The 19,502-nt window shown below is 67.8% G+C and carries 21 protein-coding genes; 11 read left to right on the top strand and 10 right to left on the bottom strand.

Annotated elements, in window-relative coordinates; all coding sequences use genetic code 11:
• Positions 1-29: 29 nt before the first annotated feature.
• From KBY70_RS01215 to KBY70_RS01200, 4 genes are all read right to left on the bottom strand, one after another.
• Positions 30-1,307: a DEAD/DEAH box helicase gene (locus tag KBY70_RS01215; protein WP_369802009.1), complete on the bottom strand. Its 1,278-nt coding sequence runs from the start codon at positions 1,305-1,307 to the stop codon at positions 30-32.
• A gap of 236 nt (positions 1,308-1,543) precedes the next feature.
• A complete protein-coding gene (locus KBY70_RS01210) occupies positions 1,544-2,227 on the bottom strand; it encodes a hypothetical protein (RefSeq protein WP_254987079.1) in 684 nt (227 codons plus the stop codon).
• Positions 2,220-2,585 carry a DUF6464 family protein gene (locus KBY70_RS01205; protein ID WP_094559289.1) on the bottom strand — a complete coding sequence of 122 codons (366 nt, stop codon included), beginning with the start codon at positions 2,583-2,585 and terminating at the stop codon, positions 2,220-2,222. The genes KBY70_RS01210 and KBY70_RS01205 overlap by 8 nt, the downstream gene beginning before the upstream one ends.
• Entirely contained in the window at positions 2,582-3,364 is a 783-nt protein-coding gene (locus KBY70_RS01200; RefSeq protein WP_254987078.1) for a TerC family protein, read from the bottom strand. Before KBY70_RS01200 ends, KBY70_RS01205 begins: the two co-directional genes overlap by 4 nt.
• A 91-nt stretch (positions 3,365-3,455) precedes the next feature.
• Between KBY70_RS01200 and KBY70_RS01195 the strand changes: the two genes are divergently transcribed.
• On the top strand, positions 3,456-4,172 hold the full coding sequence (locus tag KBY70_RS01195) for a hypothetical protein (RefSeq protein ID WP_254987076.1): 717 nt from the start codon (positions 3,456-3,458) through the stop codon (positions 4,170-4,172).
• On the opposite strand, the gene KBY70_RS01190 is transcribed toward KBY70_RS01195, so the two are convergent.
• Positions 4,169-4,921, bottom strand: a complete 753-nt coding sequence (locus KBY70_RS01190; protein WP_254987075.1) for a hypothetical protein — start codon at positions 4,919-4,921, stop codon at positions 4,169-4,171. The two genes, KBY70_RS01195 and KBY70_RS01190, sit on opposite strands and share 4 nt — an antisense overlap.
• A gap of 73 nt (positions 4,922-4,994) precedes the next feature.
• Here KBY70_RS01190 and mfd point away from each other — a divergent pair, with 73 nt between their 5' ends.
• Positions 4,995-8,543, top strand: a complete 3,549-nt coding sequence (mfd, locus tag KBY70_RS01185; RefSeq protein WP_254987074.1) for a transcription-repair coupling factor — start codon at positions 4,995-4,997, stop codon at positions 8,541-8,543.
• A 101-nt stretch (positions 8,544-8,644) separates the two neighbouring features.
• Positions 8,645-8,824: a hypothetical protein gene (locus KBY70_RS01180; RefSeq protein ID WP_254987073.1), complete on the top strand. Its 180-nt coding sequence runs from the start codon at positions 8,645-8,647 to the stop codon at positions 8,822-8,824.
• Between the two features lie 6 nt (positions 8,825-8,830).
• On the opposite strand, the gene KBY70_RS01175 is transcribed toward KBY70_RS01180, so the two are convergent.
• The 4 genes from KBY70_RS01175 to KBY70_RS01160 form a co-directional block, all read right to left on the bottom strand.
• Positions 8,831-9,061: a DUF6737 family protein gene (locus tag KBY70_RS01175; protein WP_254987072.1), complete on the bottom strand. Its 231-nt coding sequence runs from the start codon at positions 9,059-9,061 to the stop codon at positions 8,831-8,833.
• A gap of 4 nt (positions 9,062-9,065) precedes the next feature.
• Positions 9,066-10,412: a S41 family peptidase gene (locus KBY70_RS01170; protein WP_254987070.1), complete on the bottom strand. Its 1,347-nt coding sequence runs from the start codon at positions 10,410-10,412 to the stop codon at positions 9,066-9,068.
• A gap of 101 nt (positions 10,413-10,513) precedes the next feature.
• Positions 10,514-11,770, bottom strand: coding sequence for a (E)-4-hydroxy-3-methylbut-2-enyl-diphosphate synthase (gene ispG / locus KBY70_RS01165; protein ID WP_254987069.1), 1,257 nt, complete (start codon positions 11,768-11,770; stop codon positions 10,514-10,516).
• Positions 11,771-11,851: 81 nt separating this feature from the next.
• Positions 11,852-12,481: a uracil-DNA glycosylase gene (locus tag KBY70_RS01160; RefSeq protein WP_094559456.1), complete on the bottom strand. Its 630-nt coding sequence runs from the start codon at positions 12,479-12,481 to the stop codon at positions 11,852-11,854.
• Between the two features lie 127 nt (positions 12,482-12,608).
• Between KBY70_RS01160 and KBY70_RS01155 the strand changes: the two genes are divergently transcribed.
• The 8 genes from KBY70_RS01155 (at position 12,609) to KBY70_RS01120 (ending at position 18,999) form a co-directional block, all read left to right on the top strand.
• Positions 12,609-13,802: a pyridoxal phosphate-dependent aminotransferase gene (locus tag KBY70_RS01155; protein ID WP_254987068.1), complete on the top strand. Its 1,194-nt coding sequence runs from the start codon at positions 12,609-12,611 to the stop codon at positions 13,800-13,802.
• Positions 13,803-13,849: 47 nt separating this feature from the next.
• The gene (locus KBY70_RS01150) at positions 13,850-14,809 is read left to right on the top strand and encodes a putative selenate ABC transporter substrate-binding protein (RefSeq protein ID WP_094559309.1); all 960 of its coding nucleotides are present in this window, start codon (positions 13,850-13,852) and stop codon (positions 14,807-14,809) included.
• A gap of 61 nt (positions 14,810-14,870) precedes the next feature.
• Positions 14,871-15,107, top strand: coding sequence for a hypothetical protein (locus tag KBY70_RS01145; RefSeq protein ID WP_233128419.1), 237 nt, complete (start codon positions 14,871-14,873; stop codon positions 15,105-15,107).
• Positions 15,108-15,208: 101 nt separating this feature from the next.
• On the top strand, positions 15,209-15,952 hold the full coding sequence (locus KBY70_RS01140; protein WP_094559310.1) for an ATP-binding cassette domain-containing protein: 744 nt from the start codon (positions 15,209-15,211) through the stop codon (positions 15,950-15,952).
• Positions 15,949-17,535 (top strand): phosphonate ABC transporter, encoded by a 1,587-nt coding sequence (locus tag KBY70_RS01135; protein WP_094559311.1) that lies wholly within the window; start codon positions 15,949-15,951, stop codon positions 17,533-17,535. The genes KBY70_RS01140 and KBY70_RS01135 overlap by 4 nt, the downstream gene beginning before the upstream one ends.
• Positions 17,492-18,172, top strand: coding sequence for a GDSL-type esterase/lipase family protein (locus tag KBY70_RS01130; protein WP_254987067.1), 681 nt, complete (start codon positions 17,492-17,494; stop codon positions 18,170-18,172). The genes KBY70_RS01135 and KBY70_RS01130 overlap by 44 nt, the downstream gene beginning before the upstream one ends.
• Positions 18,173-18,382: 210 nt before the next feature.
• The gene (locus KBY70_RS01125; protein WP_254987066.1) at positions 18,383-18,700 is read left to right on the top strand and encodes a sigma factor; all 318 of its coding nucleotides are present in this window, start codon (positions 18,383-18,385) and stop codon (positions 18,698-18,700) included.
• A 104-nt stretch (positions 18,701-18,804) separates the two neighbouring features.
• Complete coding sequence (locus KBY70_RS01120) at positions 18,805-18,999, top strand: hypothetical protein (protein ID WP_254987065.1); 195 nt, start codon at positions 18,805-18,807, stop codon at positions 18,997-18,999.
• Between the two features lie 70 nt (positions 19,000-19,069).
• Here the strand turns inward: KBY70_RS01120 and KBY70_RS01115 are convergent, their stop codons facing one another.
• A complete protein-coding gene (locus KBY70_RS01115; RefSeq protein WP_254987064.1) occupies positions 19,070-19,225 on the bottom strand; it encodes a hypothetical protein in 156 nt (51 codons plus the stop codon).
• Positions 19,226-19,502: the final 277 nt, after the last annotated feature.

Below are 19,502 nucleotides of genomic sequence, written 5' to 3'. Positions count from 1 at the left end.
TTGCTGCCGTTCAGCGCGACTGCTGCCGTTCAGCGTCGCGCGCCAGGAGCGCGCGGACTGCGACGGCCCTCACGGCGGGCCCCCTGGGGGGAGGCGTCGGGTCGGGAGGAGGAGGGGCGGCGTCCGCCGCGACCCCGGCCGCCACTGAGATCGAGAGGTGGAGCGGAGAGCACCTTGGGTTCGAAGCCGGGCACCTCCTGACGCGGCAGGCGGGTGCCGATCATGCGCTCGATGGCACGCAGCAGCTCACTCTCTTCGGCCGCCACCAGGGAAATGGCGTGGCCGTTGTGGCCGGCCCGACCGGTGCGGCCGATCCTGTGCACATAGTCCTCGGCCTGGTTGGGCAGATCCAGGTTGACCACGTGGGGCAGCTGGTGGATGTCGATGCCCCGGGCAGCCAGGTCGGTGGCCACCAGCACCCGCAACGTGCCGGCCTTGAAGTCGGCGAGGGCCCGGGTGCGTGCCCCCTGGCTCTTGTTGCCGTGGATGGCGGCCGCCGACATGCCTTCGCGGCTGAGCCGCTCGGCCATCCGGTTGGCGCCGTGCTTGGTGCGGGAAAACACCAGAACCTGCTGCCAATCGTTGCTGCGGATCAGGTGGCTGAGCAGATCCGCCTTGCGATCCATGTCACAGGGATGCAGCAGGTGCTCCACCGTGGGGGCCGTGCGGTTTTCCGGAGTGGCCTGGAGCTGCACCGGGTTGTGCAGCAGTCCAGTGGCCAGGCGCCGGATATCACCGGAGAAGGTGGCTGAAAAGAGCAGGTTTTGACGCTTGGGAGGCAGCAGCGCCAGGATTTTCTGGATGTCACGGATGAAGCCCATATCGAGCATCCGATCCGCCTCATCGAGCACCAGGATCTCAACCCGATCGAGCCGCAGGGCCCGCTGCTGGTAGAGATCCATCAAGCGGCCCGGTGTGGCCACGAGCACATCGGTGCCCTTCTGCAACCGGCTGATCTGGGGGTTGACCTTCACGCCGCCGAACACCACGTCGCTGCGCAGGTCGAGGTAGCGGCCATAGGCCCGCACGCTCTCGGCCACCTGGGCCGCCAGCTCGCGGGTAGGGGTGAGCACCAGCGAACGCACCACACCGCCGCGCGCATGGGGGCCATGGCGCAGCCGCTCCAGCATCGGCAGGGTGAATCCAGCGGTTTTGCCGGTGCCGGTCTGGGCGGCCGCCATCACGTCGTGGCCCGCCAACACGGCCGGAATGCACTGGCCCTGGATCGGCGACGGCTTGGTGTAGCCCTTTTCGGTCACCGCCTTGAGGATCGGCTCACCCAGTCCGAAGGAGGCAAAGTCGACCAACGCCGTGCTGGTTGCTGGATCAGCGGCAGCCTGCGACTGGCTAGCAGCCTGCACCTCGCTAGCAGCCCTCACGAGACTTTCAGCCTCCGGGAGACTGGAAACGGCCGGATGACTGGAAACGCCTGCTGGGCTGGAGATGGCCGTTGCGGTGCGGGATCGGGGAGGGGACTGACGGATCGCCGGCTCTGCGGGATTCTCCACCCTAGGGGGGGCCTGGGCAACGGACCGCACCCCTGTCAGGGGCCATAGAGCCGCCAGGCCTGGTCACAGGTGGCCAGCAGATCCCTGTCGCAGAGGGCCAGAGCCTCGGGCCAGGCCCCCAGAAGCCACAGCCGCAGACGGGCCGGATCCACGGCACCGCTGGGGGAATCGCGCCAGTCGCGGAAGAAAGCGTCCTGGGCTGCCAACACCCGAAATTTGAAAAACTCCAGCAGGCGCGCCCACAGGCGGGTGCCTTCGATAGTCCAGAGGCGGTTTGGGTCCACCCCGAGGGCGATCTCCACACCGGGCGCAATCCCCTCCAGCGGCGGCGCCAGCACTTCCACCACCTGGGGCGGCTGCCCGTGGCGTTGTTTGGTCTGCGGATCGGGCTGATAGATCCACCCCTCCACGGCAGGGGAGTCGCCGCAGCGCACCAGCACACGCCAAAACCGAAAGGTCTCCGGCGGATGGCGATCGGTCCAAAGGAGCTGCTCAAAGCAGTGGTCGGGGTGCTCGCTGCGCAACTCCAGGGGTGCCAGGCTGAGGTTGAGGGTGCCGGCGAAACAGTCAGACAGATCCAGGCCCCGCTGGGCAAACAGGGGGCGCTGCAGGCTGATGGTGCCGGCCGGGTAGGGGGAGCCGGGATCGCGCCCAGAGGCGACGCCATAACCCCGGATCAGGCGCCCCGTGATCCAGACCGGCTGCTCTGGTTCAGCCATGGCCGGCAGCGCCCGCCACGGCGAAGTGGCTGCAGCGCTCGCAGGGGCCATCGGGCAGCACGGCGCAGCGCAGCAGCGGGCTACGGGCGTTGAAACGGCAGCTGGGATCGCCGATCACCCATTGGTTCTGCCACCAGCGGGCATCGGCGGGCCGCCGCTGGGCCTTTACTTGGAGCGCCACGGAGGCGAGTTCATAGCGGCCATTGCGCAGCTGGTAGCGGTGGCGGCGCTGCAGCACCAGAAAACTACGGCCAGCCGCCTCCAGCCAACGGCCGGGCTGGGGCACCTCACCAAGCTCGGCCACCTCCAGGGCATCGAGCAGCTGATCGCTGCCGATCTGGCGCAGCTCCACCCTCATGGCTCGGGCGGTATTTCCAGTGGGGCGTTGCGCGCCGAGAAGCCCCAGGCGAAGAGGGCCGCTACCACAAGCAGCAGCACCCATTCCGGCGGCACCACCTGGGGCAGACCAAGCCGCAGCAACAGCCGAATCCCCACCAGACCCACCGCCAGGTAGCCGGCGGTCTCGAGGTGCCGGTACACCTCCAGCCAACGGATGAACAGCTCGGCGGTGAGCCGCAGGGCAATCACTCCGATCACACCACCCGCCATCACCAGCAGCAAACGATCACTCACCGCCACCGCCGCAGCCACGCTGTCGAGGGAGAAGGCGAGGTCGGTGAGGGCCAGGGTGGCCACGATCGAGCCGAGGCCGGCGTGGTGGAGCGAGCCGGGATGGGTTGATCCACCGGAGCCTTCGGCACCAGCGCCGGCTGTGGCCAAATCACTGGATTCAGCCCCATCTCCGGGCTCCGACCACACCAGCAGCAGATGCCGGCCGCAGAGCCACAGCAGATACCCCGCTGCCGCCAGCTGCAACGGCCAGAAATTCAGCACCCACTGAGCCGCCACAATCAGGCCGAGACGAAACACCAGCGCCAGCGCCAGGCCCAGGTTGAGAGCCTGGCGCTGACGCGCCGGATCCTCCAGGCCACGGGCGATCGCCGCCAGGGCAATGGCGTTGTCGGCGGAAAGCACGGCCTCGAGCGCCACCAGCAAGGGCAGCAGCAGCAGCACCTCTTTCCACTGATCGGCCTGGTTGATCAGGGGAGTGAGGGACTGGATCGACTCGGCTTCCACGGGCTGCAGCGGGCCAAGATGAAAAGCAGTCTAGAAAGACACCCTGAGCCGCCCGCTGCAGGATTCACAGCTCGTGGAGGGTTTACAGCAATTGGAGGAGTCACAGCTGGAGGTCCAACTGGTGCATGCCGACCACGGCAGCCGGGTGGTGCTGGTGCAGGCGCGGCGCGGCGGCACGCTCGTCGACGGTGCCCTTGGGGAAGCCGCCACGGCGGAGGAGGCCGAAGACAGGGCCCGCCAACGCCTGGCAGCTCGCCTCACCCCCAAAACCCCGCCAGCAGCCGCAGCGACTCCAGCACCCGCTTCAGCAACCCCATCAGCCCTGCCCAGCAACCCAACGCCCAGCCCGCCGCCACACCAAGAGCAGCCGAGCCCGCCGGCCGCCCAGCTCGCCGAGGAACCCCCTGCCGATCCGGAGGACTGGAGCAGCGAACTGGCCCGACTGGATCTGGAACTGCAACGGCTCGGCTGGGACCGCGACCAGGAGGCGATTTACCTGGAGCGGGTGTTCAACCACCCCAACCGCAATCGCCTCACCAGCTACGGCGATCTGCTGGCCTACCTCCAGGCCCTGGAGGGATTTGCACCGGGCACGGATCCAGCCACCGCCCCGGCTCCGCTGCGGCGCCGGGAGCTGCTCAGCCAGTGCGACGCGCTGCTGGGACAGTTGCAATGGGATCCCGGCCAGGGCCGGGCCTTTCTCGAGCAGCACTTCTCCCTCACCAGCCGCCAGCAGCTCAGCGACGCCCAGTTGCTGCAGTTCAACATGCTGCTGGAGAGTGAATGGCTGGCCGGGCAGAACCCTTAACAGTGCTGGCGCACCAGTTGGGCACCCAGACCCGATTGAGCCTGGTTGGCATAGGCCTCCCGCTCGAGCTGCTGTTCGTGGGCTGAGGCCTGGCGGTACACCGGATCATTAAGCACCCCCGCCAGGTGGGCCGGCAAGGCGGTAGGCAGACCCAGCAGCCGCGGACTGGAGCGCACCCCCCGGTTGCGGCAGCTCTGGGCCACATGAATGGCCTCATGGTTGAGCACCGTGGCGAATTCCGCACTGCCCTTCTCCACCACCCGGGGCTGGATGCGCAGCGTGCGCGCCTGGGGATCCCATTCACCCGCCGCCCCCAGCTTGTGCGGCTCGGTGAGCTCCAGGCGCACCCCCGCTGTCGCCAACACGCTCAGCAGTTCAGCAATCGCCTGCCGCTCCACTCCAAAGCTGGGGGGATTGGCGATCAGGGCACGCAGCTCAGCCACTGAAAGCGTCGGTTGATCGGCGCGGCGGCGGTAGTGGTAACGGATTGCACCGTTGGCAAGGGTTTCTGCCCTGGGGATCCACTGCTGATCGGCCACAGCCAATTGCTGCAGCAGAGACGCCTCCAATGCCGACGACGGGGCAGCGGGCTGGGAGAGGGCGGGCGGGGGAAGCGGCGGGGCCTCCACCCCAGGCCTCGACAGTTGGGCTACCAATCCGGCGCCCAGTAAAGCCAGCAGCCCGCTGAGCACACGCAGGGAAACCTGGCCGTGGGGGCGATCCAGGCGGGACGGACGGCGAGAACGCACCAGGGCAGTCGGACGGTCCGCACCAGTCTGAGGCTGGTTGCGAAGATCGGGGCTTCTTGCCTCCCGCACCTCCATGCCCCTCTCCGCCCTGGTGCGTCAACTGCAGCAGGCATCCCTCACCGGGGAGGTGCTGGAGCGCAGCAAGCGGCCCGAGCGCCTGCGACTGAGCGGCGCTGGCCGGGGGGCCAGGGCCCTGATCAGCTCGGCGCTGGCGGGCGCCGCCGGCGCTCCCCTGCTGGTGATCGTGCCCACCCTGGAGGAGGCCGGGCGCTGGGCGGCGCTGCTGGAGCTGATGGGCTGGCCCAGCTGCCAGCTTTATCCCACCAGTGAAGCGAGCCCCTACGAGCCCTTCGATCCCACCAGCGAAATCACCTGGGGCCAGCTGCAGGTGCTGGCGGAGTTGCTGGATGGCGGCCAGCGCCTGGCGATCGTGGCCACCGAGCGGGCCCTGCAGCCCCACCTACCGCCGCCGGAGGCCCTGCAGGCCCAGTGCCTGAGCCTGCGCAAGGGCGACACGGTGGATCTCGACGAGCTAGCCACCACGCTGACGCGCCTTGGCTATGAGCGGGTGCCCACGATCGAGCAGGAGGGCTGCTGGAGCCGCCGCGGCGACATCATCGACGTGTTTCCGGTAAGCGCCGAGCTGCCGGTGCGGCTGGAATTTTTTGGCGAGGAGCTGGAGAAGCTGCGGGAGTTTGATCCAGCCTCCCAACGCTCCCTCGATGCCGTTGAGGTGGTGCGCCTCACCCCCACCGGCTACGGCCCACTGATCGCCGATGCCCTGCGCGAGGCGATGCCCGATGAACTGGATCAGCTGCTGAGCGCCGAGGCCAGCGACCAGCTGCTGGAGGGCGGCACCCCCGAGGGCCTGCGGCGGCTGATGGGGCTGGCCTGGCAGCAACCGGCCTGCCTGCTCGATTACCTGCCCGCCCACACCTTGATCGCCGTGGACGAGCGGCGCCATTGCCTCTCCCACGGCCAGCAGTGGTTCGACCATGTTGTGGAGCATCACAGCGAGGTGTGCCAGGAGCTGGCTCTGCTGCCACCGCTGCTGCACCGCCCGCCCAGCGAGGCCCTGGAGCAGGCGGCAGCCTTCGGCGGCTTCGATCTGGCCGAGCTGCACGAAACCGACAGCCACCCCAACAGTCTCGATCTGGCCTCCCGCTCGGTGCCGGCCTACCCCAACGCCTTCGGCAAGCTGGCGGGGCTGGTGAAGGGCTTTGTGGCCGAGAAGGCCACGGTGTGGCTGCTCTCGGCCCAGCCCAGCCGGGCGGTAGCCCTGCTGGAGGAGCACGACTGCATCACCCGCTTCGTGCCCAACCCCACCGACTTCCCGGCCATTGATCGGCTGGTGGAGCAGGCCACGCCGGTGGCGCTGAAAACCAAGGGCACCGCCGAGCTCGAAGGGCTGCAGTTGCCGGCCTGGAAGCTGGTGCTGATCACCGATCGGGAGTTCTTCGGCCAGCACGCCCTGGCCGCCAGCGGCTATGTGCGGCGGCGGCGCAAGGCCGCCAGCCGCACGGTGGATCCCAACAAGATGCAGCCGGGCGACTTTGTGGTGCACCGCAACCACGGCATCGGCCGGTTTCTCAAGCTGGAAAAGCTGGCGATCAGCGGCGAATCGCGCGACTACCTGGTGGTGCAGTACGCCGACGGCCTGCTGCGGGTCGCCGCCGACCAGCTGGGCAGCCTCGGCCGCTACCGCGCCAGCACCGATGCCCCGCCCGAGCTCAACCGCATGGGCGGCACGGCCTGGACCAAGGCCAAGGAGCGGGCCCAGAAGGCCGTGCGCAAGGTGGCGCTGGATCTGGTGAAGCTCTATGCCGAGCGCCACCAGGCCCCGGGTTTCGCCTTCCCGGCCGATGGCCCCTGGCAACACGAGCTCGAAGACTCCTTCCCCTACGAACCCACCCCCGATCAGGTGAAGGCGATCGCCGATGTGAAACGCGACATGGAGCAGCCCCAGCCCATGGACCGGCTGGTGTGCGGCGATGTGGGCTTCGGCAAAACCGAGGTGGCCATCCGCGCCATCTTCAAAGCTGTGACCGCCGGCAAGCAGGTGGCGATGCTGGCCCCCACCACCGTGCTGGCCCAGCAGCACTGGCGCTCCCTCTCGGAGCGCTTCGCGCCCTATCCGCTCAAGGTGAGCCTGCTCAACCGCTTCCGCACCGCCGGTGAGCGCAAGGTGATCCTCGAGGGGCTGGCCAGCGGCAAAGTCGATGTGGTGGTGGGCACCCACCAACTGCTCTCCAAAGGCACCGGCTTCAAGCAGCTGGGCCTGCTGGTGGTGGATGAGGAGCAGCGCTTCGGCGTAAACCAGAAGGAAAAAATCAAGGCCCTGCGCAAAGACGTGGACGTGCTGACGCTCAGCGCCACACCGATCCCACGCACCCTCTACATGAGCCTCTCGGGCGTGCGCGAGATGAGCCTGATCACCACACCGCCGCCGCTGCGCCGGCCGATCAAAACCCACCTGGCCGCCCTCGATGAGGAGGCGGTGCGCAGCGCCATCCGCCAGGAGATCGACCGCGGCGGCCAGATCTTTTACGTGGTGCCCAGGGTGGAGGGCATCGACGATGTGGCCGCCCAACTGCAGAGCATGATTCCGGGCCTACGGCTGCTGGTGGCCCACGGCCAGATGGCCGAGGGGGAGCTGGAGAGCGCCATGGTGGCCTTCAACGCCGGTGAGGCCGACCTGATGCTCTGCACCACGATCGTGGAGAGCGGCCTCGACATCCCCAGGGTGAACACGATCCTGATCGAGGACGCCCACAAGTTTGGTCTGGCCCAGCTGTATCAGCTGCGCGGCCGGGTGGGCCGCAGCGGCATCCAGGCCCACGCCTGGCTCTTCTATCCCGGCGATGCCTCCCTCAGCGAAGCGGCACGCCAGCGGCTGCGGGCGATTCAGGAATTCGCCCAGCTGGGCAGTGGCTACCAGTTGGCCATGCGCGACATGGAAATCCGCGGCGTGGGCAACCTGCTGGGGGTGGAACAGAGCGGCCAGATGGAGGCGATCGGCTTCGACCTCTACATGGAGATGCTGCAGGAATCCCTCGCCGAGATCCAGGGCCAGGACATCCCGGCGGTGGACGACACCCAGATCGACCTGCCGATCACCGCCTTCATCCCGGGCGACTGGATCACCGAGAACGACGAAAAGATGGCGGCCTACCGCGCCGCCGCCGACTGCAGTAACAGGGAAACCCTAGTGGAGCTGGCGGCCGGCTGGGTGGATCGCTATGGGGCCATCCCTGCGCCGGTGCAATCGCTGCTGCAGCTGATGGAGCTGAAGCTGGTGGCCAAGCGCTGCGGCTTCTCGCGCATCAAGCCGGAAAAGCCCAACATCGCCCTGGACACACCGATGGAAGAGCCGGCCTTCCGGCTGCTGCGCCAGGGTCTGCCCCAGCACCTGCATGGGCGGCTCGTGTATCAGCCGGGGTCGGGGAGCACCGCCAAGGTGCTGGCCCGGGGCCTGGGCGTGCTTCCCGCCGAGAAGCAACTGGAGGAGCTGATGGGCTGGCTGAACCAGATGGCGGCCCAACTCCCCGGCGCCGATGGCCTCACCGAGGCCCAGCGCAGCGAGCAGCAAGTGGTTCAGAACGAGGCGGTTTTAACGGTGTGAGAGCGGGCGGCGTAAGAGGGCTGGCGGTGCTAATTCCCGCCCCTGCCCCAAAACCCTCAAAGTTCCGTTACATTCATGAGAACTTGTGTAACGGTGGTCCGATGGGCGAGGTGATCGACGCGACTTCGGGCTTCGGCGGTTTCAGTGGTGGCTTCAGTCTGATCTCCGGAGTGGTCAGCCTGGTGGCCTTAGGCCTCTACGCCCTCCTTCAGGGCGACACAAACAACAACGACGATGACGATTCCAGCCCCGGTGGCGGCCTGATGCAGCCTGTTTCCTAGGCCGTTTCAGGGCTCCAGGCTTTGGCGCTCCTGCTGTTGTGCCCGATAGCTGGCTGGCACCAGCACCAGAAATAGCAGCCACCAGAGCAGTACCACCAGGGGCACAGGCCCAGCGATCCACCAGCGCTGCAGGAGAAACCAGCTCACAGCGATAACTCCCGCTCCGGTGAGCACGATGCTCCAGGGCTGACACCACCAGGGTTTCAGGGTCCATATCGACTCAGCGGGAGCCGTCATTCAGTCAGCGGGCGGCGCCCGTTGGTTTGGCCAAAGCCGAAGGCAGGTTGGTGCTGGCCGGGTTGTAGGCCTTCTCCACACCATTGGCAGCGCGAAGCCGCTTCACCAGGGTGGTCTCGGCCACCCGGTATTGGCTGTCTTTGCGGGTGCCGAGATCCTCCAGCTTGAGCCGCTGGGCATCCAGCTCGGTCATCTTCGCCGTCACATCGGGGTCGATGCCGTGCTTGTGGATGTCCCGGCCACTGGGGGTGAGGTATTTGGCGATGGTCACGGTCATGCCGGAGCCATCGGAGAGCCCCCGCACCGACTGCACCAGACCCTTGCCGAAGGTCTTCTGCCCCACCAACACCGCCCGCTGGTTGTCCTGCAGAGCGCCGGAGAGGATTTCACTGGCACTGGCCGAGCCTTCATTCACCAGCACCACCAGCGGCTTGTTGGTGAGGGCGCGGCCGTTGGCCCGCTTCACATCGCGGATGCCATCGCGGGTTTTGGTGGACACAATCGTGCCCTCGTTGAGCCACTGGCGGGCGATTTCCACGCTCGCCATCAGCAGGCCGCCGGGGTTGCTGCGCAGATCCAACACGTAGCCCTGGGCGCCTTTCTCCTCCAGATCCTTCACCGCCAGACGCATGTCCTTGGTGGCCGTGGCGTTGAACTGGCGCAGGCGGATGTAGCCCACCTTCACCCCATCAGTGGTGGTGTTGATCTGATGGTCAACGGCATGGAGCTCAATGCGCTCGCGGGTGAGCGGCACCTCCAGGGTCTGGCCCTTGCGCTGCAGGGTGAGGGTTACCGAGGTGCCGGCCTGACCGCGGATCAGTTTGACCGCGTCCTCGGTGCTCATCCCCTTGGTGCTCTTGCCATCGATGGCCACGATCACGTCCTTGGGTTGCACCCCCGCCTTGGACGCGGGCGAGCCCTCGATCGGCGACACCACCACAAGATTTTTGGTCTCCTTGTCGAGACTCAGCTGGATGCCCACCCCGGAGAGCTCTCCGGAGGTGTCGATCTGCATCTCCTTGAATTCCCGCGGATCGAGAAAGCGGGTGTAGGGATCATCGAGGCTGCCGAGCATGCCCCGGATCGCTTCGTAGGCCTCTTTGGTGCTGCCGTAGCTCTTGGCCAGCACACTGCTGCGCAGGCTGCGCCATTGCTCCGGTTTGTACTTGCCGTTGATGTCCAGATAGTCGCGGAAGACGATCTGCCAGGTCTGGTCGATCACCTCCTTGGGGCTGTCGCTGATCCGCGACGTGCCCCCCGGCGGCGTCACCACTTCCCGGGCCACAACCGCCGTGGCCGCACAGGCACCGATGCCTACCAGCACAACCAGGCTGGTGCGGGGGCTGGCCATCAGAAAAAGCCGTGGAGGCGCGGGATACGTTCTCTGAAACTAGCGCCGCCGCAGAGGTTTCCACGGGGGTGGGTAACCGGACGACAACAAGCCAGGAGCGCTCAGGGATCAACCCAGCGGCCGTCCTCCCGGATCAGGGCAATCAGGGCCTCCACCCCTTCCGCCTCCGGCACCCGGCGAATCTCCTCGCGGCCGCGGTAGAGGGAGATGCTGCCAGGGGTCTTGCCGACGTAGCCGTAGTCGGCATCAGCCATCTCGCCGGGGCCGTTGACGATGCAGCCCATCACGGCGATGTCGAGGCCGGTGAGGTGGGCGGTGGCGTTGCGCACCTTGTGCAACACCTCCTCCAGGTTGAACAGGGTGCGGCCGCAGCTGGGGCAGGCCACATATTCGACCATCGTTTTGCGCAGCCCCAGAGCCTGCAGGATCGAATAGCAAACCGGGATCTCCTTCTCCGGCGCTTCGGTGAGGGAGACGCGAATCGTGTCGCCCAGGCCCTCGGCCAGCAAGGGCGCAATGCCGGCGGTGCTCTTGATGCGCCCGTAGTCGCCGTCACCGGCTTCGGTCACGCCCAGGTGCAGGGGGTAATGGAATCCCTCCGCATCCATGCGGGCGGCCATCATCCGGTAGGCGGCCATCATCACCGTCGCCCGCGAGGCCTTCATCGACACGACGATGTTGTGGAAGTCGAGCCGGTCGCAGATGCGGATGAACTCCAGGGCGCTCTCGACCATGCCCATGGGCGTGTCGCCGTAGCTGAACAGCATCCGCTCGGCCAGGGAGCCGTGGTTGACGCCGATGCGCAGGGCCTTGTCCTGCTCCTTGAGCAGGCTGACCAGCGGCTCGAAGGTGTCGGTGATGCGCTCGCCGATAGCGGCGATCTCCTCGGGGCTGAATTCGGTGCGGTTGGGGTCGGGCTTGTCAAACACAAACAAACCGGGGTTGATCCGCACCTTGTCGACGTGCTGGGCCACCTCGAGGGCGATCTTCATGCCGTTGTGGTGCACGTCCGCCACCAGCGGCACGGGCTTGTAGCTGTCTTCCAGCCGCTGGCGGATCTCCTTCACCGCCTTGGCATGGGCCAGGGACGGCACGGTGAGCCGCACGATCTCGCAGCCGGCCTCATGCAGCCGCCGAATCCCAGCCGTGGCCCCTTCGATGTCGAGGGTGTCTTCGTTGATCATCGACTGGACCACCACCGGGTGGTCGCTGCCGACCCAGATGCCGCCCACCCGCACGCTGCGGGTTTTGCGGCGGTGGATCTGGGTGTCGAAACGGGGGTCGCTGGCCCAGTCGTTGGTCGGGTCGGTGGCCCGGTCGGGAGAGGAGGCGTCGGGGCGGGCCAGGGTGCCGGTCATGACGGGAGAGCGCTGGGGGCCGGAGGCTGCGCAAAGCCTGTCACAACATCACCACCGCTGGCGGATCAGCCAAGTGATACCTCAGCCAAGTGGCGGGTCGATCAAACGGCGGCGCAGCTCGGCCAGATCGCGAACGGTGTGCCAGCGGGGAGATCCCTCCGCCTGGGAAGGATTGCGCAGCAGATAGGAGGGATGCAGCAGGGGCATCAACCAGCGCCCCTGCAGGACGCCAAGGTTCGGGGTGTCCTGGTCACTGGCGCGCCACTGGCCCCGCAGCCGGGTGATGCCGCCGCGGATGCCCAGCACGGCTTCCAGGGCCGTGGCGCCCACCAGTCCAATCACCAGGGGATCCACCAGGGCGATCTGCTGCTCCAGCCAAGGGCGGCAGGCAGCCATTTCCGCAGCCGTGGGCTTGCGGTTGCCCGGCGGCCGGCACTTCACCACGTTGCACACGTAGGTGTCGCTCTGGCTGTCCAGCCCGGCGGCGGCCAGCAGCTGCTCGAGCAGCTGGCCGGAGCGACCCACAAAGGGAAGCCCCGCCAGATCCTCCTGGGCACCCGGCCCCTCGCCGATCAGCATCAGCCGGGCGGTTGGATTGCCTCGGCTCACCACCACCTGCTGGCGGCCCGCCGCCAGGCCGCAGCGGCGGCAGGCAGCGCAGGAGCGGGCCAGCTGCTGCAAGGGGTCGCGCGGCGGGAGTGGGGAAGTCATCAAGGACCAGTGGTGACGCTCAGCAACGAACTGCCCCTTTCGTGCCAGCTCGAACCGTAGGTGGAGAAACTGTGCGGCAGGATGGATTTCAGTGCTGAAGCCGCGCATCCCGATGCCGGACACAGGGATGTTCGCCGCACCCACCACCAACACCCCTGGGCTCTCCGCCCGAGCGAGGGCGCTGCAGCCCTCCCTCACCCTGGCGATTGCCGCCCGCGCCAAGGCCCTCAAGGCCGACGGCCACGACATCTGCAGCCTCAGCGCCGGCGAGCCGGACTTCGACACGCCCGCCTTCATCCGTGAGGCCGCCACCGCAGCCCTGGAGGCGGGCCACACCCGCTATGGCCCCGCCGCCGGCGAACCGGCCCTGCGCGAGGCCATCGCCGCCAAGCTGAACCAGGAAAACGGCGTAGCCACCACCGCCGACCAGGTGCTGGTCACCAATGGCGGCAAGCAGGCCCTTTACAACCTGTTCCAGGTGTTGCTGGAGCCGGGCGACGAGCTCTTGCTGCCGGCGCCCTACTGGCTCAGCTACCCCGAAATCGCCCGACTGGCCGGAGCCTCGGTAGCGCTGATTCCCAGCTCAGCGGCCCAGGGATTTCGGCTCGATCCCGCCGCTCTGGAAGCGGCCATCACCCCGGCCAGCAAGCTGCTGGTGCTCAACAGCCCCGGCAACCCCACCGGCATGGTGCTGAGCCGGCCAGAGCTGGAGGCGATCGCCGCGGTGCTGCGCCGCCATCCCCAGGTGGCGGTGGTGTGCGACGAGATCTATGAGTTTCTGCTGGCTCCTGGCCACAGCCACCACAGCTTTGCCGCGGTGGCACCCGACCTGGCCGATCGCATCTTCACCGTCAACGGCTTCGCCAAGGGCTGGGCCATGACCGGCTGGCGCATCGGCTGGCTGGCGGGTGCACGGTCGGTGGTGGCCGCCGCCAGCGCCCTGCAGAGCCAGAGCACCAGCAACGTGTGCAGCTTTGCCCAGTTCGGTGCCCTGGCCGCGATCAGCGCCTCCCGCGACTGTGTGCGCGCCATGGCCGCCCAGTTCGATGAGCGCCGCAGCCTGCTGACGGCGGGACTGATGGCGATCGAACGGCTGGAACTGCTGCCGCCGGAGGGAGCCTTCTACGCGTTCCCCGACGTGAGTGCCTACGGCCTCGATTCCATGACCCTGTGCAATCGCCTGCTTGATGAGGTTGGTCTGGCGGTGGTGCCCGGCGTGGCCTTCGGCGACGACCGCTGCATCCGCCTGTCCTGCGCCGCCGGACCTGCCACCATCCAGGACGGCCTGGCGCGCTTGCAGCGCTTCTTGGCCAGCCTGTAGCGCCAGCCGATGGCGGAGGATTGGGTCGTTTCCGAGCCACTCCTGCCTTGATCACACGAGAACGTTGGGCCGTTGCACTCGCCGGCCTCCTGCTGATCGGTCTGCTCCCAACGGCCTGCTCCAATCCCTCCGATCGCGGATCTTCAGCCCCCGGCACAGGGGCCGACCTCGCGGTGCAGCCGCAAGACAAGCGGGTGCTGCGCATCAGCGCCATTCCCGATCAAAACCCCGAAAAACTGAATCGGCTGTACGGCCTTGTGGCCGATGAACTGAGCGAGCAGCTGCAGGTGCCGGTCAAGTTCATCCCGGTCACCGATTACACCGCCGCGGTGACCTCTTTCCGCACCGGCGATCTCGACCTGGTGTGGTTTGGCGGACTCACCGGCGTGCAGGCCTGGCTGCAGAAGCCCGGCGCCCGCGCCCTGGCCCAGCGTGACATCGACCGCTCTTTCCACAGCGTGTTCATCGCCAACCCCCGCAGCGGCCTCAAGCCAATCAGCGGCGTGAACGGCCTGCGCGAACTGAAGGGCAAGCGCTTCACCTTCGGCTCGGAAAGTTCTACATCAGGCCGGCTGATGCCGCAGTTTTATCTCAATGAAGCGGGCGTGCAGCTCAATGATTTTGCCGGCGGCGCACCGGGCTTCAGCGGCAGCCACGACGCCCTGATCGCCCTGGTGAAAAGCGGCACCTACGATGCCGGCGTGGTCAATGAAGAGGTGTGGACAAGCACGCTCAAGGCCGGGAAAGTAACTACCCAACAAGTCATCCCGATCTGGCGCACCCCTGGCTACGCCAACTACACCTGGGTGGTGCAACCCAATCTTGACCAAGAGTATGGCAAGGGCTTTACCATCAAACTTGAGCAGGCCTTTGTGGGGCTCAAAGCCAGCAACCCTCGCCAAGCCCAGATCCTCGACTTGTTCGGTGCTGAGCGCTTCGTGCCAGCCAGCAACGACCAATACAAGGCCATCGAATCCGTGGGACGCCAGATCGGCAAGATCCGCTAACAGGCCCCTCGCCCAGGCTGGCCACGCTGGGTGCCAGACCATTCACAATTGACGCATCCCGGTGCCTCTGTCTGTGGTCTGGTTGATCGATCTGGTGCTGCTACTGGCTGGCCTGGTGCTCTGGCGCCGGGCGGGCAACGAGGGCGATGAGGCGTGGTCGTTGTTTCTGCGCAGCATCGCCTTCCTCGATCTGGCCTTCATCGCCTTCGGCAATGGCCAGCTGTTGCTGGAGATTCCCCTGCTGGCGGTGGCCCTGGCGCTGCCCTCGGCGGCCAGCCTTGAGCGGCGGCGCTTCTAATCCGGCCATGAACCCCCGCGGCCCCGATCTGATTGAGATGAGCCTGGTGGCTTTGATCTTGGCGCTGATCGTCTATCGACTCACCCTGGCCTGACCTCACCTTGCCGTCCCTGCTGAGCCTGGAGTCCATCACCGTGCGGGGGCGCACCCAGCCGCGGCTGGATGGGGTGTCGCTGCAGCTAGAGCCCGGCGAGCGGGTGGCCCTCTTGGGGCCCAGCGGCGCCGGCAAGAGCACCTTGATTGCGGTGGCCAACGGCCTGCTCGCCCCGGATCACGGCCAGGTGCGGTGGCAGGGCGAACCCCGGGCCCGCAGCCGCCGCGCCCGTCGCCGCCAGCAGGCCCGCATCGGCACCCTCTGGCAGGACCTGCGCCTGATCGAGGAGCTGACGGTGCAGCAGAACCTCAACGCCGCCCGTCTGGCGGCGTGGGGCTGGCCGCGGGCCCTGCTCAACCTGCTGCTGCCCCTGGACACCCCGGCCTGCGCAGAGGTGCTGCAGCGGCTGGATCTGGATCCGGCCCTGCTCAACCAACCGGTGTCGGCGCTCTCAGGCGGCCAGCGGCAGCGGGTGGCCCTGGCCCGGCTGCTGCGCCAGGAGCCGCTGCTGCTGCTGGCCGATGAACCCCTGGCCAGCCTGGATCCGCGCCTGGCTGCCGATCTGCTCACCCTGCTGCTGGAGCTGGCCGGCCCGCCGCGGGGCCTGCTGCTGAGCCTGCACCGCCCCGACCTGCTGACGGGTTTCGATCGGGTGGTGGGGCTGCGGGATGGGCGTCTGGTCTTCGACCAACCCTGCGCCAGCCTGGATCCTGGCCAACTCGAGGCGCTCTACGCCGGCGCTGAACCATGAGGCCCGCTGCGCCCCTGTGGGTGCTGCTGCCCGCCCTGGTGCTGCTGCCGGTGCTGGCCCTGCTGCCCGGGATCAGCCATGGCGGCGGCTGGGAGCTGGTGGGGCAGTTTGCGGCGGCAGCGCTGCAGCCCTCCCCTGATCCGCTGGTGCTGAGGTCGGTGCTGGGAGGGCTGGGCGTGACCGCAGGCATCGCTCTGCTGGGCTGGGCCGGCAGCCTGGTGCTGGGCCTGGGGCTCGGCATCGCCAGCTCCCGGGTGGTGTGGCGCACCTGCACGGGCAGTGCCGCCCCGGCCGGTTGGATCCGCCGCCTGCTGGCCCTGCCCCGCTCGCTTCACGAACTGCTCTGGGGGTTGCTGCTGCTGCAGCTGGTGGGCCTGCAACCGGAGGTGGCGGTGGTGGCGATCGCGATTCCTTTCGGGGCCCTGGTGGCCAGGGTGGTCAGCGACCTGCTCGACACCCTGCCCACCGCGAGCCTGGAGGCCCTGCGCTCTGGCGGAGCCCCGGCCCCGGCGGCCCTGCTCACGGCCCTGGGGCCGCCGCTGCTGCCCCAGGTGATCAGCTACAGCGGCTATCGCCTCGAGTGCGCCCTGCGCAGCGCCACCCTGCTGGGGGTGTTCGGCCTGGGGGGTCTGGGCACCGAGCTGCGGCTCACCCTGCAGTCGCTGGCCTTCCGTGAGCTCTGGACCGGCCTGTGGCTGCTGCTGCTGTTGATGCTGCTGCTTGAAGCGCTGCTGGGCTGGCTGCGGCGCCGCTGGGCCATGCCGGCGCGGCTGGGGCTGCGCCAGCGGTCCGTGGGACGGCAAGCGCGCGAGCTGGTGGCCGCGGGTCTGGCCCTGCTGCCGCTGCTGGCGGTGGTGGCCTGGCAGCTGGAGGTAGAGCCCGCCGCCTTGCTGCAGTGGCAGGGCCTGCCCCCCCTGGGCCCGTCCGACTGGGGTGCCGTGGCCGCCCTGCCCTGGCCGGGCCTGATCGCCAACACCGTGCTGTTAACGGTGCTGGCCGCGGCCCTGGCCGTGGGGCTGGCACCCCTGCTGCTGTTGGTGGTCGCGCCCTGGCCGATTGGGGGCGCTCTGGTGCGCGGGCTCTGGGCCCTGGGCCGGCTGTGGCCGCCACCGCTGACCGCCCTGCTGCTGCTGTTTGTGCTCCAGCCCGGGGTGCTCACCGGCGCCCTGGCCCTGGGGTTCCACAACCTCGGCATCCTCGGCCGCTTGCTGCTGGAGGCCACCGAAACCACAGGCGCACACCAGCAGCAGGCCCTGCTGGCCGCTGGAGGCGGGCCGCGCCTGGCCCTGCTCTACGGCCGCTTCAGTGGCCTGGCCCGCCCCTACCTGGCCTACGGCGCCTACCGGGCCGACGTGATCCTGCGGGAATCGGTGGTGGTGGGTCTGGTGGGCGCCACCGGTCTGGGCAGCCAGCTGCTCGAGGCCCTCAGTTCGTTTGCCGGCGACCAGCTGCTGGCGCTGGTGCTGGCCTATGCGTTGCTGACGCTGCTGGGGGAAGATCTGAGCGATCGCGCCCGCCTGTGGCTGTTGGAGACCCCCCATGGTGATGGCCATCCCCAGGAAGCTGGTGGCGCTTGGCGATAGCGGTGTGTTCGGCTGGGGCGACCCGCTGGAGGGGGGCTGGTGCGAGCAGCTGCGGCGCCATTGGATGGACCTGCCGGGCGGCCCGGTGCTCTACAACCTGGGCGTGCGGGGCGACGGGCTGGAGCGGCTGGCTGCTCGCTTGAGCGCCGAAGTGGGTTGCCGCGGAGAGCTGCGGCGCCAGCAGCCCCAGGGAATCCTGCTGGGGATCGGGCTCAACGACACGGCCCGGGTGGGACGGGCTGATGGCCGGCCCCAGCTCGATGCCGAGGGCTTTTTGTTTGGCCTGCAGCAGCTGCTGCAACAGGCCCGAGCGATCGCCCCGGTGCACGTGATCGGGCTTACACCGGTGGAGGAGGCCGCCATGCCCTACGCCGACGTGCTCTGGTATTCCCTAGCCGACATCCGCCGCTACGAGGGCCTGCTGGAGGAGGCCTGCCTGGAAGCCGACGTGCCGTTCCTCCCCCTGCTGAAGGGATTGCTGGCCGATCCCGACTGGCCTCAGTGGCTGAGCAGCGATGGCCTGCATCTCAACAGCGACGGGCATCGTCAGGTGTATGAGCGGGTGCGCAACTGGCCGGCCCTGCTGACCTGGGCAGATCTGCAGCCCCTGCACGGCCAGACGCCTCTGGCCTACTGAGGGGCGATCCCCCATTTGGGTGAGCGCAAGTCCCCCGCGCGGGGGAAGCGACGGTTGGGGCACCGCGGCGACGGTGAAAACACCGACGTCTCGCCCTCCATGGCACCCGCTCCGAAGGTCCCCGCTCCCCAGTCTCTTGCTCCCAAGCCCACCGCATCAACACTCGCCGCATCCGAACTTCACGCGCGCAACCGCAGCTGGCTCGAAGCCATGGCAGCCAGCCCCGACGCCACCACCCGACTGCTGTGGCGCAATGCCCTGGTGGAGCACAACCTGGCCCTGGTGCGCATGGTGGCCCAGCGCCACACCCGCCGCAGTGGCCAGCCCTTCGACGACCTAGTGTCGGCCGGAGGCCTTGGCCTGATCCGGGCCGTGGAGGCCTTCGACCTGCGCCAGCGCTGCAACTTCAGCAGCTTCGCCGTGCCCTACATGCAGGGACATTGTCCATTACTCTGCAGAAACGGACATCGAAAATTCTGTCTTGTCGCAGACCCCTGGGGGCTACTTGGGCAGCCCCTCCGGCGTTAGCGGCAGTGCCGTCCCCGGCCACGGCGCGCCCTCGGCCCTCATCAAGTCCTAGAGGCTGCCCAGCAAGATGCCCCGATAGCCTGCGGTGATGCGGATTGCGGTCGGTGACGAGGACCCAGCTCAACATCAAGGTCGATCCTGAGCTGCTGAAGCTGGTGAAGGCTTACGCCACTCGACAAGGTGTGACGTTGACCGAATTCGTTGCAGCCGTTCTGGCCAAAGCAGTCTCAGGGGAAGACCCCCTGTCCCTGGAGGAGCGCGTCAGCAGGATCGAAAAGCACCTCGGCCTTGGCGACTAGGCAAACTAGATAAGCTAGTCAGCTCATCTTCCGGGGCGGCATGGAGGCAGTGGCAGAGCTTGCCGTCGGCCTAGACGGGGAAGTGCTCAAGCGCTTGACGGCGCTTGCCCGAGCCCGCGGAATCTCCCTCGATCAACTTGTTGGAGAGCTGCTGCTCGCAGCGGTTGAGGAGCTGGAGCGTGGTGAGTAAGCGGCCGTGGTCGCTGAACAGGCTGCCCGCGGTCATGGCTGCTGGGGCAGCCGTTGCCTCTTTGGCCGCCTCGGATGCGATCCCAGCAGGCTCAGCATGGGCTCAACCAATTCCGAGTCAGCCCAGCCCAACGATGCACCGCCTACAACAGCTCCAGCAAGTGGAGCGGGATAGGCAGTCTGCCGAGGATGCGAAGTGGCGGAGCTTCAGAGGCCATGACATCGCCCCCTCGTCCCTCTGGTTTTTTGATGCCTTGGGGCGTACTCCCAAATGCGAGTTCTACTGGCCTGGCTGGACGCTGCGCCCAGATGGG

The sequence above is a fragment of the Cyanobium sp. ATX 6E8 genome (assembly GCF_024346335.1).
Lineage (GTDB): Bacteria > Cyanobacteriota > Cyanobacteriia > PCC-6307 > Cyanobiaceae > Cyanobium_A.
This window is presented reverse-complemented; position numbering and strand designations above follow the sequence as displayed.

Bases quoted from the DNA above. Each gene is read 5' to 3' on its own strand.
- KBY70_RS01210 (WP_254987079.1), bottom strand. From the start codon at position 2,227: ATGGCTGAACCAGAGCAGCCGGTCTGGATCACGGGGCGCCTGATCCGG.
- KBY70_RS01205 (WP_094559289.1), bottom strand. From the start codon at position 2,585: ATGAGGGTGGAGCTGCGCCAGATCGGCAGCGATCAGCTGCTCGATGCC.
- mfd (WP_254987074.1), top strand. From the start codon at position 4,995: ATGCCCCTCTCCGCCCTGGTGCGTCAACTGCAGCAGGCATCCCTCACC.
- KBY70_RS01180 (WP_254987073.1), top strand. From the start codon at position 8,645: ATGGGCGAGGTGATCGACGCGACTTCGGGCTTCGGCGGTTTCAGTGGT.
- KBY70_RS01175 (WP_254987072.1), bottom strand. From the start codon at position 9,061: ATGACGGCTCCCGCTGAGTCGATATGGACCCTGAAACCCTGGTGGTGT.
- KBY70_RS01170 (WP_254987070.1), bottom strand. From the start codon at position 10,412: ATGGCCAGCCCCCGCACCAGCCTGGTTGTGCTGGTAGGCATCGGTGCC.
- ispG (WP_254987069.1), bottom strand. From the start codon at position 11,770: ATGACCGGCACCCTGGCCCGCCCCGACGCCTCCTCTCCCGACCGGGCC.
- KBY70_RS01160 (WP_094559456.1), bottom strand. From the start codon at position 12,481: ATGACTTCCCCACTCCCGCCGCGCGACCCCTTGCAGCAGCTGGCCCGC.
- KBY70_RS01155 (WP_254987068.1), top strand. From the start codon at position 12,609: ATGTTCGCCGCACCCACCACCAACACCCCTGGGCTCTCCGCCCGAGCG.
- KBY70_RS01135 (WP_094559311.1), top strand. From the start codon at position 15,949: ATGAGGCCCGCTGCGCCCCTGTGGGTGCTGCTGCCCGCCCTGGTGCTG.
- KBY70_RS01130 (WP_254987067.1), top strand. From the start codon at position 17,492: ATGGTGATGGCCATCCCCAGGAAGCTGGTGGCGCTTGGCGATAGCGGT.
- KBY70_RS01125 (WP_254987066.1), top strand. From the start codon at position 18,383: ATGGCAGCCAGCCCCGACGCCACCACCCGACTGCTGTGGCGCAATGCC.
- KBY70_RS01115 (WP_254987064.1), bottom strand. From the start codon at position 19,225: ATGACCGCGGGCAGCCTGTTCAGCGACCACGGCCGCTTACTCACCACG.